The sequence below is a fragment of the Micromonospora sp. DT228 genome, from assembly GCF_049841595.1.
Classification (GTDB): domain Bacteria; phylum Actinomycetota; class Actinomycetes; order Mycobacteriales; family Micromonosporaceae; genus Micromonospora.
Genome location: NZ_JBNCKO010000018.1, coordinates 34468 through 57573, shown reverse-complemented (window position 1 = coordinate 57573; position 23106 = coordinate 34468). Strand labels below are relative to the sequence as shown.

Below are 23106 nucleotides of genomic sequence, written 5' to 3'. Positions count from 1 at the left end.
GCAATAGAACGCATGGCCATGCAAGTTGAAGCGGCCGTCAGACAGGGTCCTCTCGGCTCAACTCCCAGAAGGCGACAGCCGCCGCCGCGGCGACATTCAGCGAATCGACGCCCCGGCGCATCGGAACGACCACCCGGACGTCGCTGGCGGCCTGGGCCGCCGCGGTGAGGCCGGGCCCCTCGGCGCCGAGCAGCAGCGCCGGCCGCTCGCGCCGCGCCGGCGTCAACAGCTGGATGGGTACGGCGTCCGGAGCCAACGTCATGGCGAGAACGGAGAAGCCCGCCTCCCGCACCTGGTCCAGGCCATCGGGCCAGCGCTCGATCTTCGCGTACGGCACCGCGAAGACCTCGCCCATGCTGACCCGGACGCTGCGCCGGTAGAGCGGATCGGCGCAGGTCGGCGACAACAGCACCCCGTCGATGCCGAGCGCCGCGGCGCCCCGGAAGATCGCTCCCAGGTTCGTGTGGTTGTTGATGTCCTCCAGGATGACCACCCGGCGTGCGGCGGCGAGCACCTCGGCCGCCGTCGGCAGCGGCCGGCGGTGGAACGACGCCAGCACCCCCCGGTGTACGTGGAAACCGGTGGCCCGTTCCAGCACGTCAGGCGTCGCGGCGTAGACCGGCGCGTCGCCGGTGTCCAGGTCGGCGAGCTGGTCGATGCGCTTGGCGTCGACCAGGTACGACCGGGCCGGGTAGCCGGCCCGCAACGCCCGCCGCAGCACCAGCTCCCCCTCGGCGATGAACAGGCCGTGCGGCGGCTCCCAGCGGGTGCGCAGTTCGACGTCGGTGAGCGCACGGTAGTCGGCGATGCGGTCGTCGTCAGGGTCGGTGATCTGGTGGACGGGCACCCGACGATTCTGCCGGACGGCACACCTCCCCCACCGATGCCCACCCGTGGGGTGTTTTGTCCGGTGGAGAAGGGGAACGACCGGGGAAGGAGCGGACCCGACGGGAAGGACCAGCCAGGTGAGCACAGAGCACACCGGACCGGGCGAAGCCGGCACTCTACCCCGGCACCCCACCGTCGCGGACCACATCGTGTCGCGACTGTTGAGCTGGGGCGTACACCGCTATTTCGGCTACCCCGGCGACGGCATCAACGGCCTCACGTCCGCGCTGCAACGCACCCAGGGTCGCACCCAGTTCATCCAGGTCCGCCACGAGGAGACCGCGGGTTTCGCCGCGTCGGCACACGTCAAGTACGGCGGCGGGCCGCTGGGCTGCGCCCTGGTGACGAGCGGGCCGGGCGCCATCCACCTGCTCAACGGCCTGTACGACGCCAAGCTCGACCACCAACCGGTGGTGGCCCTGGTCGGGCACACCGCGACCACCGCCGAGGGCGGCGGCTACTACCAGGAGGTCGATCTACTCGCCCTCTACAAGGACGTGGCGGCGGCGTTCCTCGCCCAGCTCGACCACCCGGCGCAGGTACGCCACCTGGTCGACCGGGCGTGCCGCACCGCGTTGGCCAGGCGTACCGTCACCGCCCTGATCCTCCCCCTGGACATCCAGGACGAGCCGGCCATCCCGGACCCACCCCACGCGCACGGCTACTACCAGACCAGCAACGTGCCGAGCAGCACTCCCACCGTTCCGCCGGAGGCCGACCTGCGCCGGGCCGCCGAGGTGCTCGCCGGCGGGCAGCGGGTGGCCATGCTGGTCGGGCAGGGCGCCCTGGGCGCGCAGGAGGAGGTCCGCGAGATCGCCCATCGACTCGGCGCCGGGGTGGCCACCGCCCTGCTCGGTTTCACAGTCGTCGACCACCGCGAGCCGTGGGTCACCGGGGCGATCGGGTTGCTCGGCACCCGACCGAGCTGGCAGTTGATGACCGGCTGCGACCGGCTGCTGATCGTGGGCAGCAACATGCCGTACTCGGAGTTCTACCCGCCACCCGGACAGGCCCGCGCGGTGCAGATCGACCTGGACGGCACCCAACTCGGGCTGCGGTACCCGACCGAGGTGAACCTGACCGGCGACGCCCGTCCCACGTTGCGGGCGCTGCTGGACGAGCTGGGCCCCGGACCCGGGCCGACCGCCTGGCGGGCGGAGATCGCCGAGGCCACCTCGGCGTGGCGTCGCGTGCAGAGCGACCTGGCCGAGCAGAGCGCCGACCCGGTCAACCCGCAACTGCTCTTCCACACCCTCAACGAGCGGCTGCCCGACGACGTGCTGCTCGCCGTCGACTGCGGCACCACCACCGCCTGGTACGCCCGCCACCTCCAGGTCCGCCCCGGGATGCTGGCCAGCCTGTCCGGCACCCTGCTGTCCATGGGCGGCGCCATGCCGTACGCGCTGAGCGCCAAGTTCGCCCACCCGGACCGGCCGCTCGTCGCGCTCATCGGTGACGGCGCCATGCAGATGAACGGCGTCAACGAGCTGATCACCGTGGCGAAGTACTGGCGCGGTTGGGCCGACCCACGATTCGTGGTGCTGGTGCTCAACAACCGGGACCTGGCGTTCGTCAGCTGGGAGCAGCGTTCCACGGAGGGGACGCCGATGTTCCCGGACAGCCAGCAGTTGCCGGACATCGCCTACCACAAGTGGGCAGAGGTGCTCGGGCTGCACGGTGAGCTTGTCGACGCACCGGAGCAGGTGCCCGCGGTCTGGGAGCGGGCGCTCGCCGCCGACCGGCCGGTGGTCATCAACGCCCTGGTCGACCCGGCCGAGCTGATGCTGCCGCCGCACTTCACCGTCGAGCAGGCCCGCAAGACCGCGGCGGCGGTGCTGCGCGGCGACACCGACTGGGCCGGCATCATCCGCCGCGGCATCCCGTCGACGCTCGCGAGCTACCGCCCCCGCCGCCGAGACCGCTAACCGCGCCCCCTCCCGCGCCCCGCGCCCCGCCCCCCCCGCCCCCTCCCGCGATCTTGCACTTTCTGCTGCGACAAATGCCGCACTAGTGCGCTATTCGGCAACAGAAAGTGCAAGATCGCGGGGGGCGGGCGGGGGCGGGCGGGGTCAGCCTCGGCACGGTGCCGGGTCAGCCCCGGCGGTCGAGCCAGCGTTGCAGGGGCGAGCGGGGCTCCTCGGTGGTGGGCGGCTGTGGACGGTCCGGGACCGCGGGGCGCTGCACCGGGCGGCGCGCGTCACCGGCCAGCTCGTGGCTGGGCGCCACGAACGCCTTCTCCGGCTGTCCCTGCACGGCGGTGGCGATGACCCGGGCCACCGCGTCGATCACCTTGCCCTGCACCGCCGAGCCCACCGAGTCGGCCGGGTCGTCCGGGTTGGCGGCGATGCCGGCCACCGCCACCTGCGGGGTGAAACCGACGAACGTCTCCGTGGAGTTCTCCTCCGAGCTGCCCGTCTTACCGGCCACCGGCCGGCCGTCGAGGATGTCGTTCACCCCGGTGGCGGTGCCGCCGTTGCACTGCCCGAACGCCGACTGCTGACCCACCGGACAGCGAGCGGCGTCGGTCGCGGCACGGGCGACGTCGGCGTCGAGGACGCGCTTGCAGGACGGCTGCCCGACAGGCACCTTCTCGCCGTTCGCCGCGGTCACCGAGACCACCGGCACCGGGGTGCAGTAGGTGCCCTCGGCGGCCACCGTGGCGTACGCGTTGGCCAGGTCCAGCGGGGTGGTGGCGGCCACGCCGAGGGTGAACGAACCCCAGTTCGCGGCGTTGTTCTTCGCGAAGGCGGCGTCCGAGTCGGCGCGGAACGTGATGCCGAGCCGCTGCGCCATCTGGACCACCTTGGCCTGGCCGACCTGCTCGGCCAACCAGACGAAGTAGGTGTTCACCGAGCGGCCGAAGCCGTCCCACATCATCCGGTACCCGTCCATCCAGTCCGGGTTGGCGTTCGCCGGGCACCAGTGGCCGTCGCAGCTACCCGGCCCCTCGGCGGCGTACCGGGTGGGTAGCTTGGCGGGCGCGTCGAAGCCGGTGGAGAGGGTACGGCCCGACTCCAACGCGGCGAGCATGGTGAAGAGCTTGAACGTCGAACCCGCCTGGTACCCGTCGACGCTGGCCCCGCCGGAGATCAGCGGGTTGACGGTGTTCGGGTAGTTCGCCTGACCGGCCGGGTTGTCAGCCAGGCTGTAGTGCCGGTTGACCGCCATCGCCAACACCTGCCCGGTGCCCGGCTGGACCGCCGCGATCGGCAGTGCGCGCTTGTTGTCGTACGAGTAGACCTTCGTGGCCTGCTTCTGCGCGGTGGCCTGGATCTTCGGGTCCAGCGAGGTGACCACGGTGTAACCCCCGGAGCGCAGGGCCTGCTCGCGCTCCGCGACTCCTGCCCCGAACGCCGGCTGGGTCAGCCACCACTGGCGCAGGTAGTCGCAGAAGTAGCCCCAGTCGTCGTGCCCCTGGGACACCGCGGTGCAGCCGTTGGGCTGGGCGGTGGGGTGCAGGGTCAACGGCTCCGCCTTGGCCTGGGCGGCCTGCGCGGCGGTGATCGCGCCGGTGGCGACCATCGAGTCCAGCACGTACGACCGGCGGGCCACCGCGTCGTCCTTGTCACCGCTGATCGGGCTGTACGCGTCCGGGGACTGCACCAGGCCGGCGAGCAGGGCCGACTCGGCGAGGGTCAGCCGCGCCGGTGGCTTGCCGAAGTACCGCTGGCTGGCCGCCGCGACTCCGTACGCGCCGGAACCGAAGTAGGCGATGTTCAGGTACCGGTCGAGGATCTCGTCCTTGCCGAGGCTCTTGTCCAGCGCGCTCGCGTACCGGATCTCCTGGATCTTGCGCCCGACGGTCGGGTCGGTGGCGGCGGCCCGCTCCTCGGCGGTGCGGGTGGGGTCGGTCTTGAGGACGTTACGGACGTACTGCATGGTCAGCGTCGAGCCGCCCTGCTCGGTGCCGCCGCCCTTGACGTTCGCGACAAGTGCGCGGGCGAGGCCACGCAGGTCCGCCCCACCGTGGTCGTAGAAACGCCGGTCCTCGGCCGCCACGATCGCCTGCCGCATCACCGGCGCGATCTCCGACAACGGGACGTCGGTGCGGTTCACGTCGTAGAACGTGGTGATCAGCGTCTTGCCGTCGTTGGCGTACAGGTACGAGCGCTGCGGCGTGGCCGGGGTCTTCAGCGAGGCCGGCAACGCGGCGTACGAGCCGAGCGCGGAGCGGGCGCCGAGCCCGAGCAGCAGGTTGCCCGGGAGCGCGGCGACGGCCAGGGCGAGCCCTGCCAACACGCCGGCGAGCAGCACGGTGAACAGCCGCGACAGCGGCGAGCGGGAGGCGGCCATGCTCCCCAGGATTGCCACGACATTCGGAAATCGGCCAGCCTGGGCGGCAATTGTCAGGCAATTCACCGACAACTGTGGCGGCGACCCGACCGTCAACCGCCCAGTACGCCGCTCCAGCGGATGAAACCGGGCAACAGGAGCACGGCGCACACAAGCGCCAGAACCGTCATCGCCAACGGCAGCCGTGCGCGCCGCAACGCCCGCCGCAGGTACTCCTGCCGGATCTCCTGCTTCTCGGGCTCGCTGAAGTCACGGTCGATGTAGAGGTCGGCGTCGCGCTCGGCCGCCTGGAACAGGTGCGCCGCCCAGGTCAGGAAGCCGGCGGCGACCACCCAGAGCGCCGAATCCAGCGCGATCTTGCCGGTGGAGACATCCGTGCCAGCGGGGCCGGTGGAGACGGACGTGAGCATGTTGATCCCGGCTCCGGCGAAGAGCCCGGCCAGAAAGTTCAGCGTGGACGGCGCGGGCACCGCGATGCTCACGAGGTCGGGTCCGATCCCGCGTCCGGCCACGGCAGGTCCGGCCAGGCGACGCCGCAGACCAGGCGCCCGAGCGCGTCGATCTGCTCCAACAGCTCCTGGTCGGCGTGCTCGTCGAGCCGGCTGGCCAACTCCGTGACCTGAGCCCGGTAGGCCCGCTGCTCCGTGAGCACCTTCTCCACCGCCGGCGTCCGCATCGGCCCGTCGCGCTTGGCGAGCCGAGCGCGGATGGTCTCCTCGATCTGCTCGCACCCGCGCTGCCACGCCCGCAGTTGACGGCTGGACAGCCTCGCCCCGGCGGAGGACGACGCGACAGGCTGCGGCGCCACGGACACCTCCGTCGGCTCGGACGGCTCCAGCCGACCCTGGTTGATGACGTCGCCGAACAGTTTCAGGCTCTCCAACTGCACGATCCGCCACACGATGTCGGCGAGTTGGGCTGCCACGAACGGAATGCGCAGCCGCTCCTCGGGCGCGGTGGGCAGCAGCGTCGGGCTCCGCTGCTCGGTGACGATCCGCTGGAAGAGCGTCTTGAGGTGTTCCCGGGTGCCGTTGGCGGCTCCGGTGCAGAGCAGTGTCGCCTCCATCGCCTGCGCCATGTCGATCTCCCGCCCCCGAGTGGTCCACTCCCCCTCCCGCCCCATCAGCCAGGCGTGCGCGGTCTCCATCTCCGGTCGCATCGGCACCCCGGCGCGCAGCAGGGCGCTGAGGCACATGGCGGTGGTGGCCTCGTCGCGGTTCCACGTGCCGGTGCCGCTGCGCCACCAGTTGTCGAACGACCCGCGATTGGACACCTGCAGCAGGAGCCAGTTACAGGCTTCCCGGACCACCGGGTGGTCCCTGCGCAGGTTCGCCTGACACAGACCGAGGACCACCCGCGCGGTCACCCACGGCACCCGCGCCGGGTAGAAGTAGCCGTCCTCGTCCTGGGCCTCACGGGCCACCTCGATCAGGCGGTCGATCCGGGCCTGATCCTGGTGGACGGCCGGAGCGGAGCCCTCGAAACCCAGCAGGAGACCCAGCACCCAGTTGCGGTACATCAGCCCGGTGTCCAGGTCCTCGGCGCGCATGCCGGCCAGGTGCGGCGCCGCGCCGAGGATCGCGTCCTCCTTCGCCATCGACTGCTGGATCTTCACGAAGTCCTGGTAGTCGGCGGTGACATCGCCGGTGGGCTCGGGCAACCCGTGGTCCGGCGCGTCGTAGCTCCAGCGGGCTCGCACCACACCGGCGATCGTCCACCAGGAGTCGACGTGGTTGAGCTGGTTGAGGGCGCTCGCCGCGAAGACGGCGGCGCCGGAATTGTCGCCCCAGGACGGGTCCACGTTGCTGCGTTTCCGCATCGTACGGCCGAGCCGGATCAGCGTTTCCCAGGTGCTCAGCAGGTGCAGCGTGTCGGTCCGCGCGGTGTCCGGCGCGACCAACTGGTCGAGCCGGCTCAGCGTCGCCTTCATCAGGCGCTCCCCGCCGCGCTGGAGATGCAGCCACACGTTGTGCTGTGGGCTCTTCCACCGGCTGTCGGCGTTCCAGTGCCGGCGGGCGTGGTTCATCACCAGTTGCGCACGGCGGCGGGAGCCGATCAGGTAGGCGCCGTCGACCTGGTAGATGAGACCGTCGTCGCGCAGCCGCTCGAGCGCCTGCCGCAACGGGCCCGCCTCCCGGGTGGCCATCTGCAACTCCAGCACACCCAGGCAGGCCACGCGGTAGAGCACCTCGCGCTGGTCGTCGCTTGTCACCTGCCGGGTGTAGTACGCCTCCAGGTCCGCCTCGGTGGGCACCGCACCGCGCTGTCCATAGAGGTCGATCGCGGTCAACGCGAGGTGCACGTCGTCCTGCGCCAGTCGCCGGATCGTCTGCCAGTGCGCCTCGTCGATGCCGCTGTCGACAAGCAGTTGGCTGACCAACGGCCGCCCCTCGGCGAGGACCTGTCGCAGCTCGCGGGTGGGTTCGCCACCGGCGAGGTTGGGGCCCGCCACCTTGTAGCTCGTCGCGAGCACCTGCACCTCGAGCCCGAAGTCCGAGCGCAGCCGGGTCACGCAGTCGAACAGCTCGTTGAGCACCAGCGGGTTCGCGTGCAGGTTTTCCAGGACGACCAGGTAACGGCCGGTGCGGCTGCGCTCCTGCTCCAGCAGGGCCAACACGATCGACTCCGGACCGTCCGCCGGATCGGCGAGGTTGAGCCACACGACGCCGTCGTCGGCGCGCCGCTTGTCGGCGATGTTGGCCACCAGCGCGGACTTCCCGCATCCGTGCTCGCCGATCACCACCACGTCCCGACCGGCCTCGAGCTGCCGTTCCACCTGGGTGGAGCTGTCGGTCAGCCGGTCCAGTCGGGCGTAGTATCCCATCGCCTCGACCGAGGGCGGCTCGGCGTGCCCGACCCGCCGGGGCCGCCAGCCGGAGCCGAACGGATCCTTCTGCAGGGCGTACGCCACAAGCACCAACGGCGTGACACCGTGCGCGCCGTCGCCGGCGGTCGTGGCCCGGACGATCTTCTCGGCGATCCGTACCTCGGTGGGCTGGCCCATCGCCTCCACCCGGACGACAAGCTCGTGCCCCACGCCGTCGCGGAACTCCGTCGTCGCGCTGAGCACCCGCAACGCGGCGGGCCGCTCGTCGAGCAGGGCCGTCTGGGTGGTGAGGTCCTTGTGGGCCGCGGTGAGCAACTCGTACGCGCCCGGGTCGGAACCGAGAGCGTTGACGGCCAACCAGGGCGAATAGTCGGGCACCGACCCCCCCTTCGGCAATCACCGTGGGTCAACCAGGACACCACGACATGTTGATGCTAACCGCCAGTCCTCCCGCTGTCGCAGGGCAGGTCCACGCGCAGTCGGAGGTACTGGGTCCGGACCAGCTCCCCGTTGACGGCTTTCACGTCCGAAGCGGACACTCGGAAACCGCCTCGGTCGAACGCTGCCCGCACCTCGTCGGCGTCACCAAGGTCGTGGCTGGCCATCCGCGTCGCGTACCGGCGGGCGGCGCCGGCGAGCTCGTCGAGCTCCACGGAGAGCAGCCCACGCCAACCGGCGGCCCGCTCGCGGAACCGCAGCTCGAAGTCGTCGACGAGATCCGACACCCGGTGGCGGCCGTCCTGCTCCTCGTCATCCCTCGGCCACTCGTTGCCCGGGTGCAGCCGGACGGTGGTGATCACCGAGCCGCCCGGATTCAGCAACGCGGACCAACTGCCGATCACCGCGTCCGCGGAGGCGCGGTTGAACCGGGTCAGGAACGCGTCGGCCAACACCAGGTCGAACCGGCCGCCCTCGACGATCCGGGCAACCGCGTCGGGGCAGGTCACGTCGGCCTGGTGCACCTCGACCCGGGCACCGATCTGCTTGGCGTACCAGTCGCAGGCCAGCAGCGGTGTCTGACACATGTCGAGCACGTGCACGTCCAGGTCGGGGGGAATGCCCCCGGTCGCCGACCGCACCGCCTCCAGGAGGAAGGCGAGGATCGTGTAGTCGGCGGTGCCGCTGATCAGCACCCGGCGCGCGCCCTGGCGGACCGCCTCGGCCAGTTGAGCGGCGTAGAACTCCGCGTGCCACTGCGGGCTGCTGACCATGTCGAACAGGCGCAGGTACTGCCACGACTGGTGGTACCAGGAGCAGTTGCTCTTGTCCAGGTGGGACGGTCCGCAGGACATCGGCGCCATCGCGTACAGCATGTTCGCCGACTGGAGCAGCCAGCGGGTGAGCTCGGGGCCGGGCACGCGCGGTCGGCCCCGGTCGGGGAGGCAGGACCGGCTCATCAGGCGATCCCAGAGCAGGCGGGCCCGATTCACCTCCTCGGAGTGGCCACTGACCACCCAGGACGCGAGCCCGTCCCCGCCCACCTCCTGTCGGACCACCACCTGACCATCGATCAGCCACATGTCGGTCATCGGCACCAGCGGGAGTTCGCCGGCGATGAAGACCGGCACCATCACCGAGTCCAGATCGTGCTTACGGTCTTCTGCCAACTGCTCGTCGATCTCCCCCGCGCCCACGTCCTCCCCCGGCACGAGGTACATGCGGCGCACCGTCGCGCGCCGTGCCAACTGGCGGAACAGCGCCCGGGAGAACGGATCGGCGGGACGACCAGCAGTGGTGTACGGGACGATCTGGCACAGCTCGTCGTGCACCCCGGCGACGAGCCCCTGCACCAACTCGTCCATCGCCGCGTCGGGCAGCCGGACACAGTTCGGGTCGGTCCCCTCGTAGGAGGCCCGATAGAAGAGGCTGGCCCGACGCGCCCGGTCGATCAGGTCGACGGGCGTGACCCGGTCAGGCGCCCCCTTTCGCTCGGTCATGTCCGCCACTCCCTCACCCTCGCGACGCCGTGATCACCAAATGGTGGCTCCCCGACGCCAACGCGGCGTGCCGGATGCGCCAACCTGCGTCCCGAACGGCGGCAATGACGTCGGGATAGCTGAACCTGCGGGACTGGAAGCAGCGGATGCGATGACCCGCCGGCAGCCGTGTGCCGTCCAGGACACCCGGTCGTCGCAGCACCGCCTCGCCGGTCACCGCCCCGTCCCGCCAGCGCAGCACGAAATCCAGGTCGACCTCGGGCAGACCGGCGGCGAGCAACGGCTCCAGGGCCGCGGTGCGGAACTCCGGGCAGCGGTACGGCGCCAGCACCGTCTCCGCCGGCTCGTCCGGCCGGCCCACCACCACGCTGAGCACCAGCACGTCGCGGGGGCGTAGGGAGGCACGGATGTTGGCCAGGGCCGTGGTGGGGCATTCCAGGTTGCCGAGGGTGTGCCCGAGCAGGCAGGCGACCACCGGCTCAGGCCCCGGCCGCCACCGCTCGACACCCTGGGAGGCGCCGGACTCGATGTCCCACACGTGGGAGTCAACGCTCATCTGGCCATCCGCGAAGTGGGCCAACCGGTGACAGGCGATGGCGAGCAGGGTGGCGCTGAAGTCCAACGCGAGGTAGCGCCGGCAGGGGTGGCCGAGGCTTGTCAGCCGGTTGAGGAAGGCGCTGCTGCGCTTGCCGTTGCCCGGGCCGATCTCGGCGACGGCCAGCGCGCCGGCCGTCAGCGTCTGCGCAGCCAGCAGCGCTTCGGCTTCGTGACGGGCGGAGGCGAGCATGCTCAGGTAGTCGTCGGTGCGGGCGTAGGCGTCGTGGGTGTGGGCGGCGCTCCCGGCGTACGCGAACTTGAGGGGCAGCCGGCCGGCGTGGATGGCCGCCAGCGCGGCGCGGCGGTGCCGCTCACACTCGAATTGTGGTGACCGGCAGCGAGTCGCGTCACCCGTCGGACCTGATTGCGCTCGTAGGTTGGCACCCGTGCCCGCCTCGCCGATCGTCTCTGTCACAACGTCCTCCGACGAAGTCAGAGCTGCCGTCGACCTGATGGTAGGGCAATGACGCGGAACAATGGCTTGAGACCCACCACCATTGGCCATTAGACTGCGTTGTCCGACCGAACGGCCATCTTTATGACCGGCGTGTGAAATCGTCCCGGCCCGCTCAGGCCGACCGGCCGCTGTGGTTGCGCAACTGCTGTACGGCGGCGCGGGCCGCCGTGGTGAACGTCGGCGCGGTGAACTGGTGCCGCTGCCAGTCGCCGTGCAGCCCGCCGATGTCGTCCACCCCCTCCTCCACCAGCAGCACCATGTACTTGCTGAAGGCCAGGGCGGCACCCTTCTCCTCGATCAGCCAGGCGCTGGTCGCGAACTTCTCGCCGGGCTCGGCGAACTGCCGGGACCGCGTCATTAGCGAGACGAAGAACTCGCACTCCCGAATTCGGTTCAGCACCGCAATTCCCACGTACCCGTCCGCGGCCCGACCGGTGATCACGGTAAAACCGTTGTCCTCCAACAATCCGCTGAGGCCGCGGACGTACCCGTCCTCCTCCTTGAACCGGTACGACAGGAAAACGCTGTTGCTGGCGACCTTCGGCCGCACCAGGCCCGGGTCGGGTCGGACGTGTTCCAGGATCCGCGCCTGATCCACGTCGTCGACGAGGCGACCCAATTCGTCGTCGCCGCTGCTGGCCGCCCGGTCCCGCACCTCGCCGATGAGCTTGTCCGCGTTGGATCTGCTGGTAGCGAGCAGCCGGAACGCCTGGCAGTTGGTCAGGACGGCGTCGGCCTCGTCGGCCAGCATGTCGGGTGGAGTTCGCTTGTCGAGCGTGAAGGCATCCCGAAGGCGGCTCCGGTCGCCGTGGTAGAACGCCGCCGCCTGCTCCTCCACCCGCGCCAGGTCGACGTAGAGCACCACGGCCGCCCCCTCGCCCGACCGGGACAGCGCGAACCTGCCGGCCTGCACCAGATCGGTGCTGAGTGGATCGACGACGATCACGTCGAATGAACCCGTGCCCGCCTCGCGAACGGCGTCGGCCAGACTCCCGACCGCCACCACCCGCTCCACCAGAGTGCTGGAGGTCAGTTCCTGGTAGAGCCGCCCCGCGGCGGCGTCGTCACTATCGCAGAGCAGCACGGTCAATCGGGGAAACGCAGCCACGATATTGCTCCAGGAATGTCGACCTCGCCGTGAATTGAGCACCAATGGTGGCACGGCTCATCGACTGGGTCACCTCCACGTTGCGTCCTTCGACAATGACCAAACGGACCCGTACCACGCCGTTGGGACGGGGCGGCATGGGCTGTGTGCTTTCCGGAGCCACACGCCCGGGCCCTGGGTGGATCCCCGCCCGGCGGAGTCGGTGTCACGACGAACGGACCGGCGCTCGGCCGCCGCCACGGCACGATCTGGTCCGCCCACCCCTGCCCTCACCAGCGACGACGCCCCACCGCACATCAATTGAATTGTCGTCCGCGGCGAACGCGCCGGCCACCTCGCCGCTGTCGAGGATTGACGGCAGCGGCGTCGACAATGGCCGGCATGGCCGACGCCGGCAACACCCAGGCGTCAAGGATCCGACAGTTCGAAGAACGCCATTCTCCGCTATCGGGCTGCCAATAAAGTGGTTCCGGCTTATGCGCCAGCCGTCGGCCGCCGTCGTGGCGGAGTTTTCGCGGGGCCAATCAGGCGGCGGAAATAGGCCCGCCCGAGGCGGTGGGCGGCGGGGCCGGGGTGGAGAGGCTGGCGCTGGCCGCGTCGCGGGCGGTTTCCCGGGGCATCAGGCGGCCGGAGCGATAGCCGATGCCGATGCCGGCGATCAGGACGAAGATCGCCCCGAACGTCTGGAGCGAACCGATGAGCGCGCCGCCCAGGCCGAGAAGGGGCGCGGCGATGATCAGCATGACGCCGTCGCCGAGGCTGAAGGTGCCCGAGCGGGCCACCGCCCACCCGGTGAGGAACCAACCCACGCTGTAGAACGTCGCGCCGAGCAGCACGAGCGCCCGCGCGGTGGTCCCGAAGACCGGCGTCTGCTCGGCGAGCCCGGCGAAGGGCAGCATCAGCACGGTGCCGGCGATGCTGACCAGCAGCCCGGCGGCGGCCACCCGGCGGCTGCGGGTCGCCGCCAGCAGCCCGGTGAGGGCCAGCAGCGCGAGCAGGCCGAGCCAGACCGCGGCCACCCAACCGAGCAGGTACACCGCCCGGCCGTCGGCCGGATAGGGGTCGTTGCCCACCCCGCCGTCACTGGCCATCGCCACCGCACCGTAGAGGATGGCGTACGCGGGCAGCAGCCACACCGCCGCCCGCGCGAACCGGCGTACCGACCAGGCCCAACTGGCGTTCGTGGCCGGGCCGCCCGGGGTTGGCTCGTCGACGAACGGCAGTACGCCGAACCCACCACCGGTGCTGCGGGAGCCCAGCGGGGCGACCGGGTCGTGCGCGCCGGGCACCGGGGCCGAGGACCACATCCGATTCGCCGGATCCTTCATGCGTCACCTCGCTCGTCCGCGAGTGGTGCGGAACGCGCCGGGGCGCCCCGATTGCCTGGTCACCACCCGTCCTAGGACCGATCGTGGCAGGCCTCGGAGCGCCCCATGAGTCTTTCTCGCATTAAGGCCGGGAGTCGACGCCTCGGTCGAGGCGTCGACACACCCTGTCGTGCCGGCGGAACGATCAGCCGCGCTCGCGCTGGTCGGCCGGGTCCTCGGTCAGGCTGGCCGCAGACACCGGCTCCGGCGCGGGCAGCCCCTGCGGCTTGTTTCCGCCGGTGGCCTGCGCCTCGGCGACGCGTACCTCGTCGTGGATCTGCTGGGCGGCGTCCGCCGCGGCCTGCGCCGCCTCCGCGGCCTCGCGCTCGACCTGGCTCGCGTGTTCGGCCGCCTCCGGCGCGGGAAGATCCCCCACCATCTGGCTCAACCCGCCGAGCGCGCCGCCCATGCCCTCCAGCGCCTTGGTCAGCTCGGCCGGGATGATCCAGACCTTGTTGGCGCTGCCCTGGGCGATCTGCGGCAGGGCCTGCAGGTATTGGTAGGCGAGCACCTTCTGGCTCGGGTTCGCCTGGTGGATCGCGTCGAAGACCGTGCGGATCGCCTTCGCCTGACCCTCGGCCTGCAGGATCCGGGCCTGCCGGTCACCGTCGGCCCGCAGCACCGCCGACTGCTTGTCACCCTCGGCGGTGAGGATCACCGACTGCTTGTGGCCCTCGGCGGTGAGGATCGCCGCGCGACGGTCCCGCTCGGCGCGCATCTGCTTCTCCATCGAGTCACGGATGCTCGCCGGCGGCTCGATCGCCTTGATCTCCACCCGGGTCACCTTGATGCCCCACCGGCCGGTGGTCTCGTCCAGCACCCCGGAGAGGTGTCGGTTGATCTCGTCCCGGCTGGTCAGCGCGCGCTCCAGGTCCAGCGAGCCGATCACGTTACGCAGCGTGGTGACGGTCAGCTGCTCGATGGCCTGGAGGAAGCTGGAGATCTCGTAGGTCGCCCGGACCGAGTCGACCACCTTGAAGTAGAGCACCGTGTCGATCGAGACCACCAGGTTGTCCGAGGTGATCACCGGCTGCGGCGGGAAGCTGACCACCTGCTCCCGCATGTCGACCTTCGTGCGCACCGCGTCGATGAACGGCACCAGCAGGTTGAGGCCGGGGCTGAGGGTGCGCTTGTACTTGCCGAGCCGTTCCACCACGTCCTGGCGCTGCTGCGGCACGATCCGCACCGCCTTCGCCAGCGTTATCACGGCGATCAACGCCACCGCGATCACCACCACCCCGAATATCGTCATCCCGTTCACCCTCTCGCTTCCGGCAGCTCGCCGGCGGAAGAAACATCGTCCTGCCAGACCAGGGCTGTCGCGCCCCGGACTTTGATCACCCGCACCCGTTGACCGGGGTCGAACGTCTGCGTCGTGTCGTACGAGCGGGCACTCCACAGCTCACCGTCGATCTTGACGAGGCCCTGGTCCGCGTCCACCCGTTCCAGCACCAGCGCCGTGGAACCCTCGATCGCCTCCAGGCCGAACGGCTGCTCGCCGCTCTCCAGCGACGACCGCTGGTGCCGCCGGAGGGCCGGCCGGGCCACCAACAGACTCAGCGCGGACACCACCGCGAAGACAAGCGCCTGCACCGCTACCGGCGCGCCCAGGGCGGCGGCGCCGCCAGCGGCGAACGCGCCGGCCGCGAACATGATCAGAAATAGCGTCGTCGTGAAGATCTCGGCGACGGCCAGCAGCACACCCAATACGATCCACACCACCGCGTCCACACCACGATCGTGACACGTATATGCACGCGCGGCCTCCCCAGGAAGATCAGTAGGCTCGGCGCGGCCCGTTTTCGACAAAGATCCGGGCCCGACCGAGGAGGTCCCGTTGACCCTGCTGCCCGAGACCACCCGCCGGATCGACGCCCAGGTCGCCCAGGCGCAGCTCGACTGTCGTACCCCGTCACTGGTGTTGGGCGTGGTCCGCGACGGCGCGCTGGTCCACCTGGCCAGCGCCGGCGAACACCCCCGCCCGGACGCCGACCTCCAGTACCGGTTGGGTTCGATCAGCAAGACGATGACCGCGACCCTGATCATGCAACTGCGCGACGCCGGCCGCCTCGCCGTCGACGACGAGCTGGAAAAACATCTGCCGGGCACCGGCGTCGGTCAGCTCACCCTGCGCCAGATGCTCGGGCACGCCAGCGGCATCCAGCGCGAACCCGAGGGCGACTGGTGGGAACGGGCCGCGGGCACCGACCTGGCCGCGCTGCTCGCCGGCGTGAGCGCTGACAAGATCGCCTACCCGCCGCACACCGCGTACCACTACTCCAACCTGGCGTACGGGCTGCTCGGCGGGGTGCTCGAACGGCTCACCGGGAAGCCCTGGGTCGACCTGCTCCACGAGCGGATCCTCGGCCCGCTGGGCCTGCGCCGCACCACCTACGCGGCCACCGAGCCGTTCGCCGAGGGCTACGTCGTCCACCCCTGGCACGGCACCCTGCGCGAGGAGCCGCGTACCGACACCGGCGCGATGGCCCCCGCCGGGCAGCTCTGGTCGACGATCGAGGAGTTGGGCCGGTGGGCAGCGTTCCTGGCCGACCCCGACCCGTCGGTGCTGGCCGCCGGGACGCTCACCGAGATGTGCGCGCTCGTGGCGATCACCGATCCCGACTCCTGGACCGGCGGGCACGGTCTGGGGCTGGAGCTCTACCGGGACGGCGAGCGTGTGTACGTCGGGCACGGCGGCTCGATGCCCGGGTACGTGGCGACCCTGATGGTGCACCGCTCCACCCGTACCGCCGTGGTCGGCTTCGCCAACTCCTACGGCTTCCCGATCACCGGGCTCGGCCGCCGGCTGCTGACCACCGTGCTGGACGCCGAGCCGGCGCTCCCGCAGCCGTGGCTGCCGGCCACCGCCGCGCCCGCGCCCGACCTGGCCGAGCTGACCGGCCGCTGGTGGTGGATGGGCACCTCGCTGGACCTGAGCTGGGACGCCGGTGACCTGGTGGCCCACGTACGCGGTGAGCGGGTGAGCCGGTTCGGCGCCGAGGGGACGGACCGCTGGCGGGGACGATCCGGCCCGGAGAACGGCGAGATCCTGTCGGTGCTGCGCGACGAGAGCGGACGGGCGGTCGCGGTCGACATCGCCACGTTCGTCTTCACGCGCAGCCCCGACGAGGTCCCCTGACCCACCGCCGGAAGGATCCGGCACTCAGGGAGCCACGGATCCGACGGTCAGGGAGCTTATTATCCGGCGGTCAGGGAGCCACGGATCCGACGGTCAGGGTGCTTCGGTGACGAAGTCGATGAGGCGTTCCATGGCGTTGATCAGGGGCGTCTCGACGTCGGCGAAGCTGTTGACCCGGGACAGGATGTGCCGCCACATGTCGGCCGGCTCGGCGACCCCGAGGGCCGCGCAGACCCCCTCCTTCCACGGTCGCCCCGGCGGCACGACCGGCCACGCCGCGATACCCAGCGCCGCCGGTTTGACCGCCTGCCACACGTCCACGTACGGATGGCCGGTCACCAGCACGTACGGCGAGTTGACCCGGGCCACGATCCGGCTCTCCTTGCTGCCCGGCACGAGGTGGTCGACGAGGACGCCGAGCCGTCGGGTCGGGCCGGGACCGAAGTCGCGTACCTCGGCGTCGAGGGCGTCGATGCCGTCCAGCGGCTCCACGACGACACCCTCGATCCGCAGGTCGTCACCCCAGATCCGCTCGACCAAAGCCGCGTCGTGGATCCCCTCCACCCAGATCCGGCTCGCCTTGGCTACCTGGGCGCGGACGTTGTCGACCGCCACCGAACCGGACGCGGTCCGTCGACGGGCCGCCGGCACCGGCGCGCGGGCGGGGCGGCGCAATGTCACCGGACGGCCGTCGAGCAGGAACGCCGCCGGCAGCAGCGGAAAGTTGCGCCGTCGGCCATGCCGGTCCTCCAGCACGACCGCGCCGGCCTCGAAGCCCACCACCGCTCCGCAGAATCCGGAGTCGGCGTCCTCGACCACGAGATCCGGTTCGGCGTCCACCTCGGGGGTGACCTTTCGCCGCCGCCAGTCCCCCGCCAACACGTCCTCGCCGTATCGCCCCGCCATGGTGGATCACGTTAACCCCCCGACCTCCGCCCGAACCCCCCCGACACACCCCACCTCGCCCCACACCCGCCCGCCCACCCCGCGAGTTCGCCGGCCCGCGAGCCCGCCGGCGTCGCCCGCCCGCGTCGCCCGCCCGCGTCCCGCCTACGTCGCACGCCCGCATCGCCCGCCCGCGTCCCGCCTACGTCGCACGCCCGCGTCGATCAAGCAGTCGTGGCGCCCCATGAAACAGCCGAAAAAGCGCCTACCGCCCACCACAACCCCATGATCGACTGAGTCGGGGTGCGGGGGTGCGGCGCGGCGACGGAGCGGCGCGGCGGGCGGGAGGGCGGGTGGGGCGGGCGGGAGGGCGGGCAGGGTGGGGATTCGGGCTAACGGGGCAGTTCGGGGCAGGCCGGGCGGTCGGAGCGGCAGTCGAGACAGGGCCGGTCAGGACCACGTACCCTTTCGGCATGTCCACCCCCGCAACGGGCGCGGCCACACTCACGCCGCGCCGGTCGAGCCGGTTCGTTGCCTGGGTGCGCGCGTGGCGCGCCGGCTTGGTGCCGTACGACGAGGTCGCTGACGCCATCGCCGGCGACGAGGAACATCTCGTCGCGGACGCCCCCGGCACCTGGACCGATGTCCCGCTCGGCGCCGCGCTGCCCACCCTGGCCAAACTCTCCCCGGACGACATCCGCCTGGTGCTGCCCGCTCCGGGCGACCCGCGGGGGCTGCCCGGTCCGGGCGACTTCGCCGGTGCGGCGTTGGTCACCGGCGAGGCGGTGGTCGCCGGTGGGCTCGGTCTGATCCCCCAGGTGCGCACGCACACCTCTGGTTCGGGGGACTGTTTCGAAACGGTGCTCTGGCGGGTCTACCCGTTGCCGGCAAACGCGCCCGCCGCTTCACTCGCGCTGCCCGGCGCCGCTGAGGCGGAGGCCGAGTTGGCCGCCGCGCTGGCCGAGACGACCGCCGCGCTGACCCGACTCGACGTGGCCCAGTGGCGGCCCGAGTTGGCTGGTGCGCTGGCCGCACTGCGCCGCCCGGACGGCACCACCGACCTGCCACCGGGCTTCGACCCACGAGCCCGCCGGCTCTTCGCCCGCGCCGCGGTGCTCGACCGGGTGCTCGCGCTGGCCGGGCACGCCGCGCCCGGCGGCGCGATCAACAACTACGAGGCCCAGCAGCGCGACGCGGCTCTGCGCCCCCTCACCACGGCCTGCCGCCAGGCACTGGTGGCCGCCTGCAACGCCCCCCTGCGCCCCTGACGGAGCCCCGCCCCGCTCACGCCACGCCGGGCACGCCACACCCGCCGGGCACGCCACACCAGGCCGGGCACGGCCCCACGCCACGCCACGCCACGCCACGCCACGCCACGCCACGCCACGCCACGCCACGCCACGCCACGCCACGCCGGCCATGATCGTGCTCGAACCAGGATGTAGTGGCCTGCCGTGGGCGGAGGACCACTACATCCTGGTCAGCGCCGTTGTGTTAGGGCGAGCGGTTGTTCGTCAATGGGCACTGTCTCGCCGATCATGCTTTTGTGCGGGGTGGTCTTGTTCTTCGACCCAGGTTGATCGGCCAGGGGTGCGCGGGGTGCCGGTCGACGGGGCAGGCTCTGCGTGTCCGGGGGTGGTCGGGGGTCCTTTGCTCTGCACCCGCGGGTGCGACGGCTACGGTCTGTGACCGGCGCCTATTGGGGTGCAGAGCAAAGGGGGGCGGCTCGTGCACCTTGCCCGAGGAGCGGTTGGTGATCGAGGTCGTGCCGGGCCGGCGCAGCGCCACCGTAACCACGTTGAGATCCAGGACAACACCGTTGCTGTTGGCGGAACCGCTGCTCGTCGACCGCGCTGCCTCGCCGATCACGAAGTTGTGGCCTGCACAGAGCGCCTATAAGCCCCCAAGCCCGGCACCAGGACTAGGTGATTGCCGGGCCCGGACTGCCCCCGCTCCGCGATCTTGCACTTTCTGTCCCGACACAAGGGGCATATCACCTATATCGACAACCGAAACTGCAAGATCGGCGCGACGACCGCCAGCACCGCCCACGCCACGCCACGCGACGCCACGACGAAGCGACCCCGGGGACGTGCCGCTGGACTCGGCGGTCAGATCTCGTCGAGCAGGTCCGCGACCGAGTTGATGATCCGGGACGGGCGGTACGGGTAGCGCTCCGCCTCGGTGCGGCTGCTGATCCCGGTGAGCACCAGGATGGTCTCCAGGCCGGCCTCCAGGCCACACAGGATGTCGGTGTCCATCCGGTCACCGATCATCGCGGTGGTCTCCGAGTGCGCGTTGATGGTGTTGAGGGCCGAGCGCATCATCATCGGGTTGGGCTTGCCGACGAAGTACGGCTCCACCCCGGTCGCCTTGGAGATCATCGCGGCGACCGAGCCGGCGGCCGGCAGCGCGCCCTCCACGGACGGGCCGGTCACGTCGGGGTTGGTGCAGATGAACCGCGCCCCGTCGTTGATCAGGCGGACCGCCTTGGTGATCGCCTCGAAGCTGTAGGTGCGGGTCTCACCGAGCACCACGTAGTCCGGGGCGAAGTCGGTGAGCACGTAACCGACCGCGTGCAGCGCCGTGGTCAGCCCGGCCTCACCGATGACGTACGCGGTGCCGCCCGGCCGCTGGTCGGCGAGGAACTGGCCGGTGGCCAGCGCGGACGACCAGATCGACTCCTCCGGGACGTCCAGCCCCATCCGGCTGAGGCGGGCCGTCAGGTCACGCGGGGTGTAGATCGAGTTGTTGGTCAACACCAGGAACGGCTTGCCGGAGGAGCGCATCCGGTTGATGAACTCCGGCGCCCCGGGCACCGGCTGGCCCTCGTGCACCAGCACGCCGTCCATGTCGGTCAGCCAACTCTGCACGGGCTTGCGGTCATGCATCGGTGCCCCCAGCAGGTGTCGGACGACGGGTCGGTACGCAGCAGACGGTCGGGCAGCTGTCCCACATCGGCAGCTCGCCCAGGCGACGGCGCAGCTGCGCGCCGTCCGGGTCGGTCCGCTCGGTGATCAGCTCCCGCACCATTGTGACGAAGCGCGGGTCGGTGCCGGGGGTGGCGGCCCGGACGAAGTCCAGGCCGAGCTGCTTGGCCGTCTCCAGCGCCTCGGTGTCCAGGTCCCAGACGACCTCGAGGTGATCGGAGACGAACCCGATCGGGCTGACCACCACCGCTGTGGTGCCGCCCTGCGCGAGGGCGGTCAGGTGGTCGTTGATGTCCGGCTCCAGCCACGGCATCTGTGGTGGGCCGGAGCGGCTCTGCCAGACCAGGTCGTACGCGAGGTCGGGGGCGGCGGCCGCGGCCACGAGCCGGGCGGTCTCGTGCAGTTGCGCCTCGTACCGGCCGCCGTGCGGGCCGGCGTTCGCCGCCATCGAGGTGGGGATGGAGTGGGCGGTGAAGACCAGCCGAGTGGTGTCCCGCCGCGTCGGGTCGAGTTGGCTCAGCGCCGCCCGGACGGCGTCGGCGTGTGGGTCGACGAAGCCGGGGTGGTCCCAGAACTGGCGCAGCTTCTCGATCACCGGGGCGTCCGGGCCGACCGCGGCCCGCGCGGCGGCGATGTCCTCCTGGTACTGCCGGCAGGACGAGTAGCCGCCGTACGCGCTGGTGACGAAGGCCAGGGCCCGGGTGACGCCGTCGTCGCGCATCTGGGTCACGGTGTCGGCGAGCATCGGGTCCCAGTTGCGGTTGCCCCAGTAGACGGGCAGGTCGACGCCGTGCGCGGCGAGGTCGGCGCGGATCGCGGCCAGCAACTCGCGGTTCTGTTGGTTGATCGGGGAGACCCCGCCGAAGTGCTGGTAGTGCTCGGCGACCTCGGCCAGCCGCTCGGGCGGCACGCCCCGACCCCGGGTGACGTTCTGCAGGAACGGCATCACGTCCTCGGGCCGCTCGGGCCCGCCGAAGGACACCAGCACCACCGCGTCGTACGACATGGGGTCATTCTTGCCGGTCGGCCGGGAGCACCCGGCGACGCCCCCTGGTCCGGCCACGTGGGTCACGTCGGCGGGGGTCGGGGGCGTCGCCTGGGAACGTCAGGAGCCGATGGCGTGGTAGCCGCCGTCGACGTGGACGATCTCGCCGGTGGTGGCCGGGAACCAGTCGGAGAGCAGCGCCAGGCAGGCCCGCGCGGCCGGCTCCTGGTCGGTGAGGTTCCAGCCCAGCGGGGCCCGCTCGGCCCAGACCTCCTCGAACTGGTCGAAGCCGGGGATCGACTTCGCGGCGATGGTGCGCAGCGGCCCGGCGGCCACCAGGTTGCTGCGGATGCCCTGCTTGCCCAGGTGCAGCGCCAGGTAGCGGGACGCGGACTCCAGGCCGGCCTTGGCCACGCCCATCCAGTCGTAGACCGGCCACGCCTTCGTCGCGTCGAAGGTCAGGCCGACGACCGCGCCGCCGGGCGACATCAGCGGCAGCGCCGCCATGGCCAGCGACTTGTACGAGAAGGTGGAGACGTGCAGGGCGGTGGCCACGTCCTCCCAGGGTGCGTCGAGGAAGCCGCCGCCGAGGCAGCTCTGCGGGGCGAAGCCGATCGAGTGCACGACACCGTCGAGGCCGTCGACGTGCTCGCGGACGCGGTCGGCGAGGCCGGCCAGGTGCTCGGTGTTGGTGACGTCCACCTCGATGACCGGGGCGGGCTCGGGCAGCCGCTTGGCGATCCGCTCGACCAGGGAGAGTCGGCCGTAGCCGGTGAGCACGACCTGCGCGCCGTTCTCCTGGGCGAGCTTCGCCACCGAGAAGGCGATCGAGGCGTCGGTGATGACACCGGTGACGAGCAGCCGCTTACCGGCGAGCAGTCCGGACATCGCTGATTTCCTCCGTACTCAAAAAGGGTTAGTGGCCCATGCCGAGGCCGCCGTCGACCGGGATCACGGCGCCGGAGACGTACCCGGCGCTGTCGGAGGCCAGCCAGGTGACCACCCCGGCGACCTCGTCCGGGCTGGCCATCCGGCCGGCCGGGATCGACTTGCGGATCTCCGCCTTGCGGTCCTCGGGCAGGCCGGCCGTCATGTCGGTGTCGATGAAGCCGGGCGCCACCACGTTGGCCGTGATGTTGCGGCTGCCCAGCTCCCGGGTGATCGAGCGGGCCACGCCGACCAGACCGGCCTTGCTGGCGGCGTAGTTGACCTGCCCGGCGCCGCCGGCGAGGCCGACCACCGAGGAGATGAAGATCATGCGGCCCCACTTGGCGCGGAGCATCTTTCCGGAGGCCCGCTTGGCGACCCGGAACGCACCCGTGAGGTTGGTGTCCACCACACCTGTGAACTGTTCCTCGGTCATGCGCAGCAGCAGCGTGTCGGCGGTCATGCCGGCGTTCGCGACGAGCACCTCGACCGGACCCAGCTCGGCCTCGACGGCGGTGAACGCGGCGTCGATCGAGGCCGCGTCGGTGACGTCGGCGCGTACGCCGAACAGCCCCTCGGGCGCGTCGCCACTGCGGTGGGTGATCGCCACCCGGTCGCCCTGCTTGGCGAAGGCCTGCGCGATGGCCAGGCCGATCCCCCGGTTACCCCCGGTCACCAGCACGGTACGGGCCACTGTTCCCCCTTGCGAATGGTCAGCACGGACGCGTCGGAGCCTAGGGGTTACCGGTAGGTAAGCGCTAACGGG

At 71.2% G+C, this 23106-nt stretch carries 18 protein-coding genes; 3 read left to right on the top strand and 15 right to left on the bottom strand.

Annotated elements, in window-relative coordinates; all coding sequences use genetic code 11:
• Positions 1 to 37: 37 nt before the first annotated feature.
• Complete coding sequence (locus ACLQ29_RS28585; protein ID WP_425774527.1) at positions 38 to 847, bottom strand: TrmH family RNA methyltransferase; 810 nt, start codon at positions 845 to 847, stop codon at positions 38 to 40.
• Positions 848 to 965: 118 nt separating this feature from the next.
• Between ACLQ29_RS28585 and ACLQ29_RS28580 the strand changes: the two genes are divergently transcribed.
• Positions 966 to 2813: a thiamine pyrophosphate-requiring protein gene (locus tag ACLQ29_RS28580; protein WP_425774526.1), complete on the top strand. Its 1848-nt coding sequence runs from the start codon at positions 966 to 968 to the stop codon at positions 2811 to 2813.
• Positions 2814 to 2979: 166 nt separating this feature from the next.
• On the opposite strand, the gene ACLQ29_RS28575 is transcribed toward ACLQ29_RS28580, so the two are convergent.
• The 9 genes from ACLQ29_RS28575 to ACLQ29_RS28535 form a co-directional block, all read right to left on the bottom strand.
• Entirely contained in the window at positions 2980 to 5247 is a 2268-nt protein-coding gene (locus ACLQ29_RS28575) for a transglycosylase domain-containing protein (protein WP_425774525.1), read from the bottom strand.
• Between the two features lie 26 nt (positions 5248 to 5273).
• Positions 5274 to 5663, bottom strand: a complete 390-nt coding sequence (locus ACLQ29_RS28570) for a hypothetical protein (RefSeq protein ID WP_393362760.1) — start codon at positions 5661 to 5663, stop codon at positions 5274 to 5276.
• Positions 5660 to 8386, bottom strand: coding sequence for a hypothetical protein (locus ACLQ29_RS28565; protein ID WP_425774524.1), 2727 nt, complete (start codon positions 8384 to 8386; stop codon positions 5660 to 5662). Before ACLQ29_RS28565 ends, ACLQ29_RS28570 begins: the two co-directional genes overlap by 4 nt.
• A gap of 56 nt (positions 8387 to 8442) precedes the next feature.
• Positions 8443 to 9945 carry a class I SAM-dependent methyltransferase gene (locus ACLQ29_RS28560; protein WP_425774523.1) on the bottom strand — a complete coding sequence of 501 codons (1503 nt, stop codon included), beginning with the start codon at positions 9943 to 9945 and terminating at the stop codon, positions 8443 to 8445.
• A 13-nt stretch (positions 9946 to 9958) separates the two neighbouring features.
• The gene (locus ACLQ29_RS28555) at positions 9959 to 10957 is read right to left on the bottom strand and encodes an L-histidine N(alpha)-methyltransferase (protein ID WP_425774522.1); all 999 of its coding nucleotides are present in this window, start codon (positions 10955 to 10957) and stop codon (positions 9959 to 9961) included.
• A 154-nt stretch (positions 10958 to 11111) separates the two neighbouring features.
• A complete protein-coding gene (locus ACLQ29_RS28550) occupies positions 11112 to 12107 on the bottom strand; it encodes a hypothetical protein (RefSeq protein WP_425774521.1) in 996 nt (331 codons plus the stop codon).
• Positions 12108 to 12631: 524 nt separating this feature from the next.
• Positions 12632 to 13435, bottom strand: coding sequence for a hypothetical protein (locus tag ACLQ29_RS28545; protein WP_425774520.1), 804 nt, complete (start codon positions 13433 to 13435; stop codon positions 12632 to 12634).
• Positions 13436 to 13619: 184 nt separating this feature from the next.
• Positions 13620 to 14726 carry an SPFH domain-containing protein gene (locus ACLQ29_RS28540; RefSeq protein ID WP_425774519.1) on the bottom strand — a complete coding sequence of 369 codons (1107 nt, stop codon included), beginning with the start codon at positions 14724 to 14726 and terminating at the stop codon, positions 13620 to 13622.
• Positions 14727 to 14731: 5 nt separating this feature from the next.
• Positions 14732 to 15205, bottom strand: a complete 474-nt coding sequence (locus tag ACLQ29_RS28535; RefSeq protein WP_425774518.1) for an NfeD family protein — start codon at positions 15203 to 15205, stop codon at positions 14732 to 14734.
• Positions 15206 to 15311: 106 nt separating this feature from the next.
• Here ACLQ29_RS28535 and ACLQ29_RS28530 point away from each other — a divergent pair, with 106 nt between their 5' ends.
• Positions 15312 to 16613, top strand: a complete 1302-nt coding sequence (locus ACLQ29_RS28530; RefSeq protein WP_425774517.1) for a serine hydrolase domain-containing protein — start codon at positions 15312 to 15314, stop codon at positions 16611 to 16613.
• A 93-nt stretch (positions 16614 to 16706) separates the two neighbouring features.
• Here ACLQ29_RS28530 and ACLQ29_RS28525 read toward each other — a convergent pair whose 3' ends face one another.
• Positions 16707 to 17519 (bottom strand): DUF3097 domain-containing protein, encoded by an 813-nt coding sequence (locus tag ACLQ29_RS28525; RefSeq protein WP_425774516.1) that lies wholly within the window; start codon positions 17517 to 17519, stop codon positions 16707 to 16709.
• Positions 17520 to 17971: 452 nt separating this feature from the next.
• Here ACLQ29_RS28525 and ACLQ29_RS28520 point away from each other — a divergent pair, with 452 nt between their 5' ends.
• Positions 17972 to 18766, top strand: coding sequence for a hypothetical protein (locus tag ACLQ29_RS28520; RefSeq protein ID WP_425774515.1), 795 nt, complete (start codon positions 17972 to 17974; stop codon positions 18764 to 18766).
• A gap of 843 nt (positions 18767 to 19609) precedes the next feature.
• Here the strand turns inward: ACLQ29_RS28520 and ACLQ29_RS28515 are convergent.
• From ACLQ29_RS28515 to fabG, 4 genes are all read right to left on the bottom strand, one after another.
• Positions 19610 to 20389 (bottom strand): HAD-IIA family hydrolase, encoded by a 780-nt coding sequence (locus ACLQ29_RS28515; protein ID WP_425774514.1) that lies wholly within the window; start codon positions 20387 to 20389, stop codon positions 19610 to 19612.
• Positions 20382 to 21434 carry a ferrochelatase gene (locus ACLQ29_RS28510; RefSeq protein ID WP_425774513.1) on the bottom strand — a complete coding sequence of 351 codons (1053 nt, stop codon included), beginning with the start codon at positions 21432 to 21434 and terminating at the stop codon, positions 20382 to 20384. The genes ACLQ29_RS28515 and ACLQ29_RS28510 overlap by 8 nt, the downstream gene beginning before the upstream one ends.
• A gap of 99 nt (positions 21435 to 21533) precedes the next feature.
• Complete coding sequence (gene fabI, locus ACLQ29_RS28505; RefSeq protein ID WP_425774512.1) at positions 21534 to 22301, bottom strand: enoyl-ACP reductase FabI; 768 nt, start codon at positions 22299 to 22301, stop codon at positions 21534 to 21536.
• A 28-nt stretch (positions 22302 to 22329) separates the two neighbouring features.
• Complete coding sequence (gene fabG / locus ACLQ29_RS28500; RefSeq protein WP_425774511.1) at positions 22330 to 23034, bottom strand: 3-oxoacyl-ACP reductase FabG; 705 nt, start codon at positions 23032 to 23034, stop codon at positions 22330 to 22332.
• Positions 23035 to 23106 lie beyond the last annotated feature (72 nt).

What these genes read in the sequence shown, in the direction of transcription:
- ACLQ29_RS28510 (WP_425774513.1), bottom strand. Translation starts at nt 21,434, where the DNA reads ATGTCGTACGACGCGGTGGTGCTGGTGTCCTTCGGCGGGCCCGAGCGG.
- fabI (WP_425774512.1), bottom strand. Translation starts at nt 22,301, where the DNA reads ATGTCCGGACTGCTCGCCGGTAAGCGGCTGCTCGTCACCGGTGTCATC.
- ACLQ29_RS28560 (WP_425774523.1), bottom strand. Translation starts at nt 9,945, where the DNA reads ATGACCGAGCGAAAGGGGGCGCCTGACCGGGTCACGCCCGTCGACCTG.
- ACLQ29_RS28525 (WP_425774516.1), bottom strand. Translation starts at nt 17,519, where the DNA reads ATGGCGGGGCGATACGGCGAGGACGTGTTGGCGGGGGACTGGCGGCGG.
- ACLQ29_RS28515 (WP_425774514.1), bottom strand. Translation starts at nt 20,389, where the DNA reads ATGCATGACCGCAAGCCCGTGCAGAGTTGGCTGACCGACATGGACGGC.
- ACLQ29_RS28540 (WP_425774519.1), bottom strand. Translation starts at nt 14,726, where the DNA reads ATGACGATATTCGGGGTGGTGGTGATCGCGGTGGCGTTGATCGCCGTG.
- ACLQ29_RS28545 (WP_425774520.1), bottom strand. Translation starts at nt 13,435, where the DNA reads ATGAAGGATCCGGCGAATCGGATGTGGTCCTCGGCCCCGGTGCCCGGC.
- ACLQ29_RS28520 (WP_425774515.1), top strand. Translation starts at nt 17,972, where the DNA reads ATGTCCACCCCCGCAACGGGCGCGGCCACACTCACGCCGCGCCGGTCG.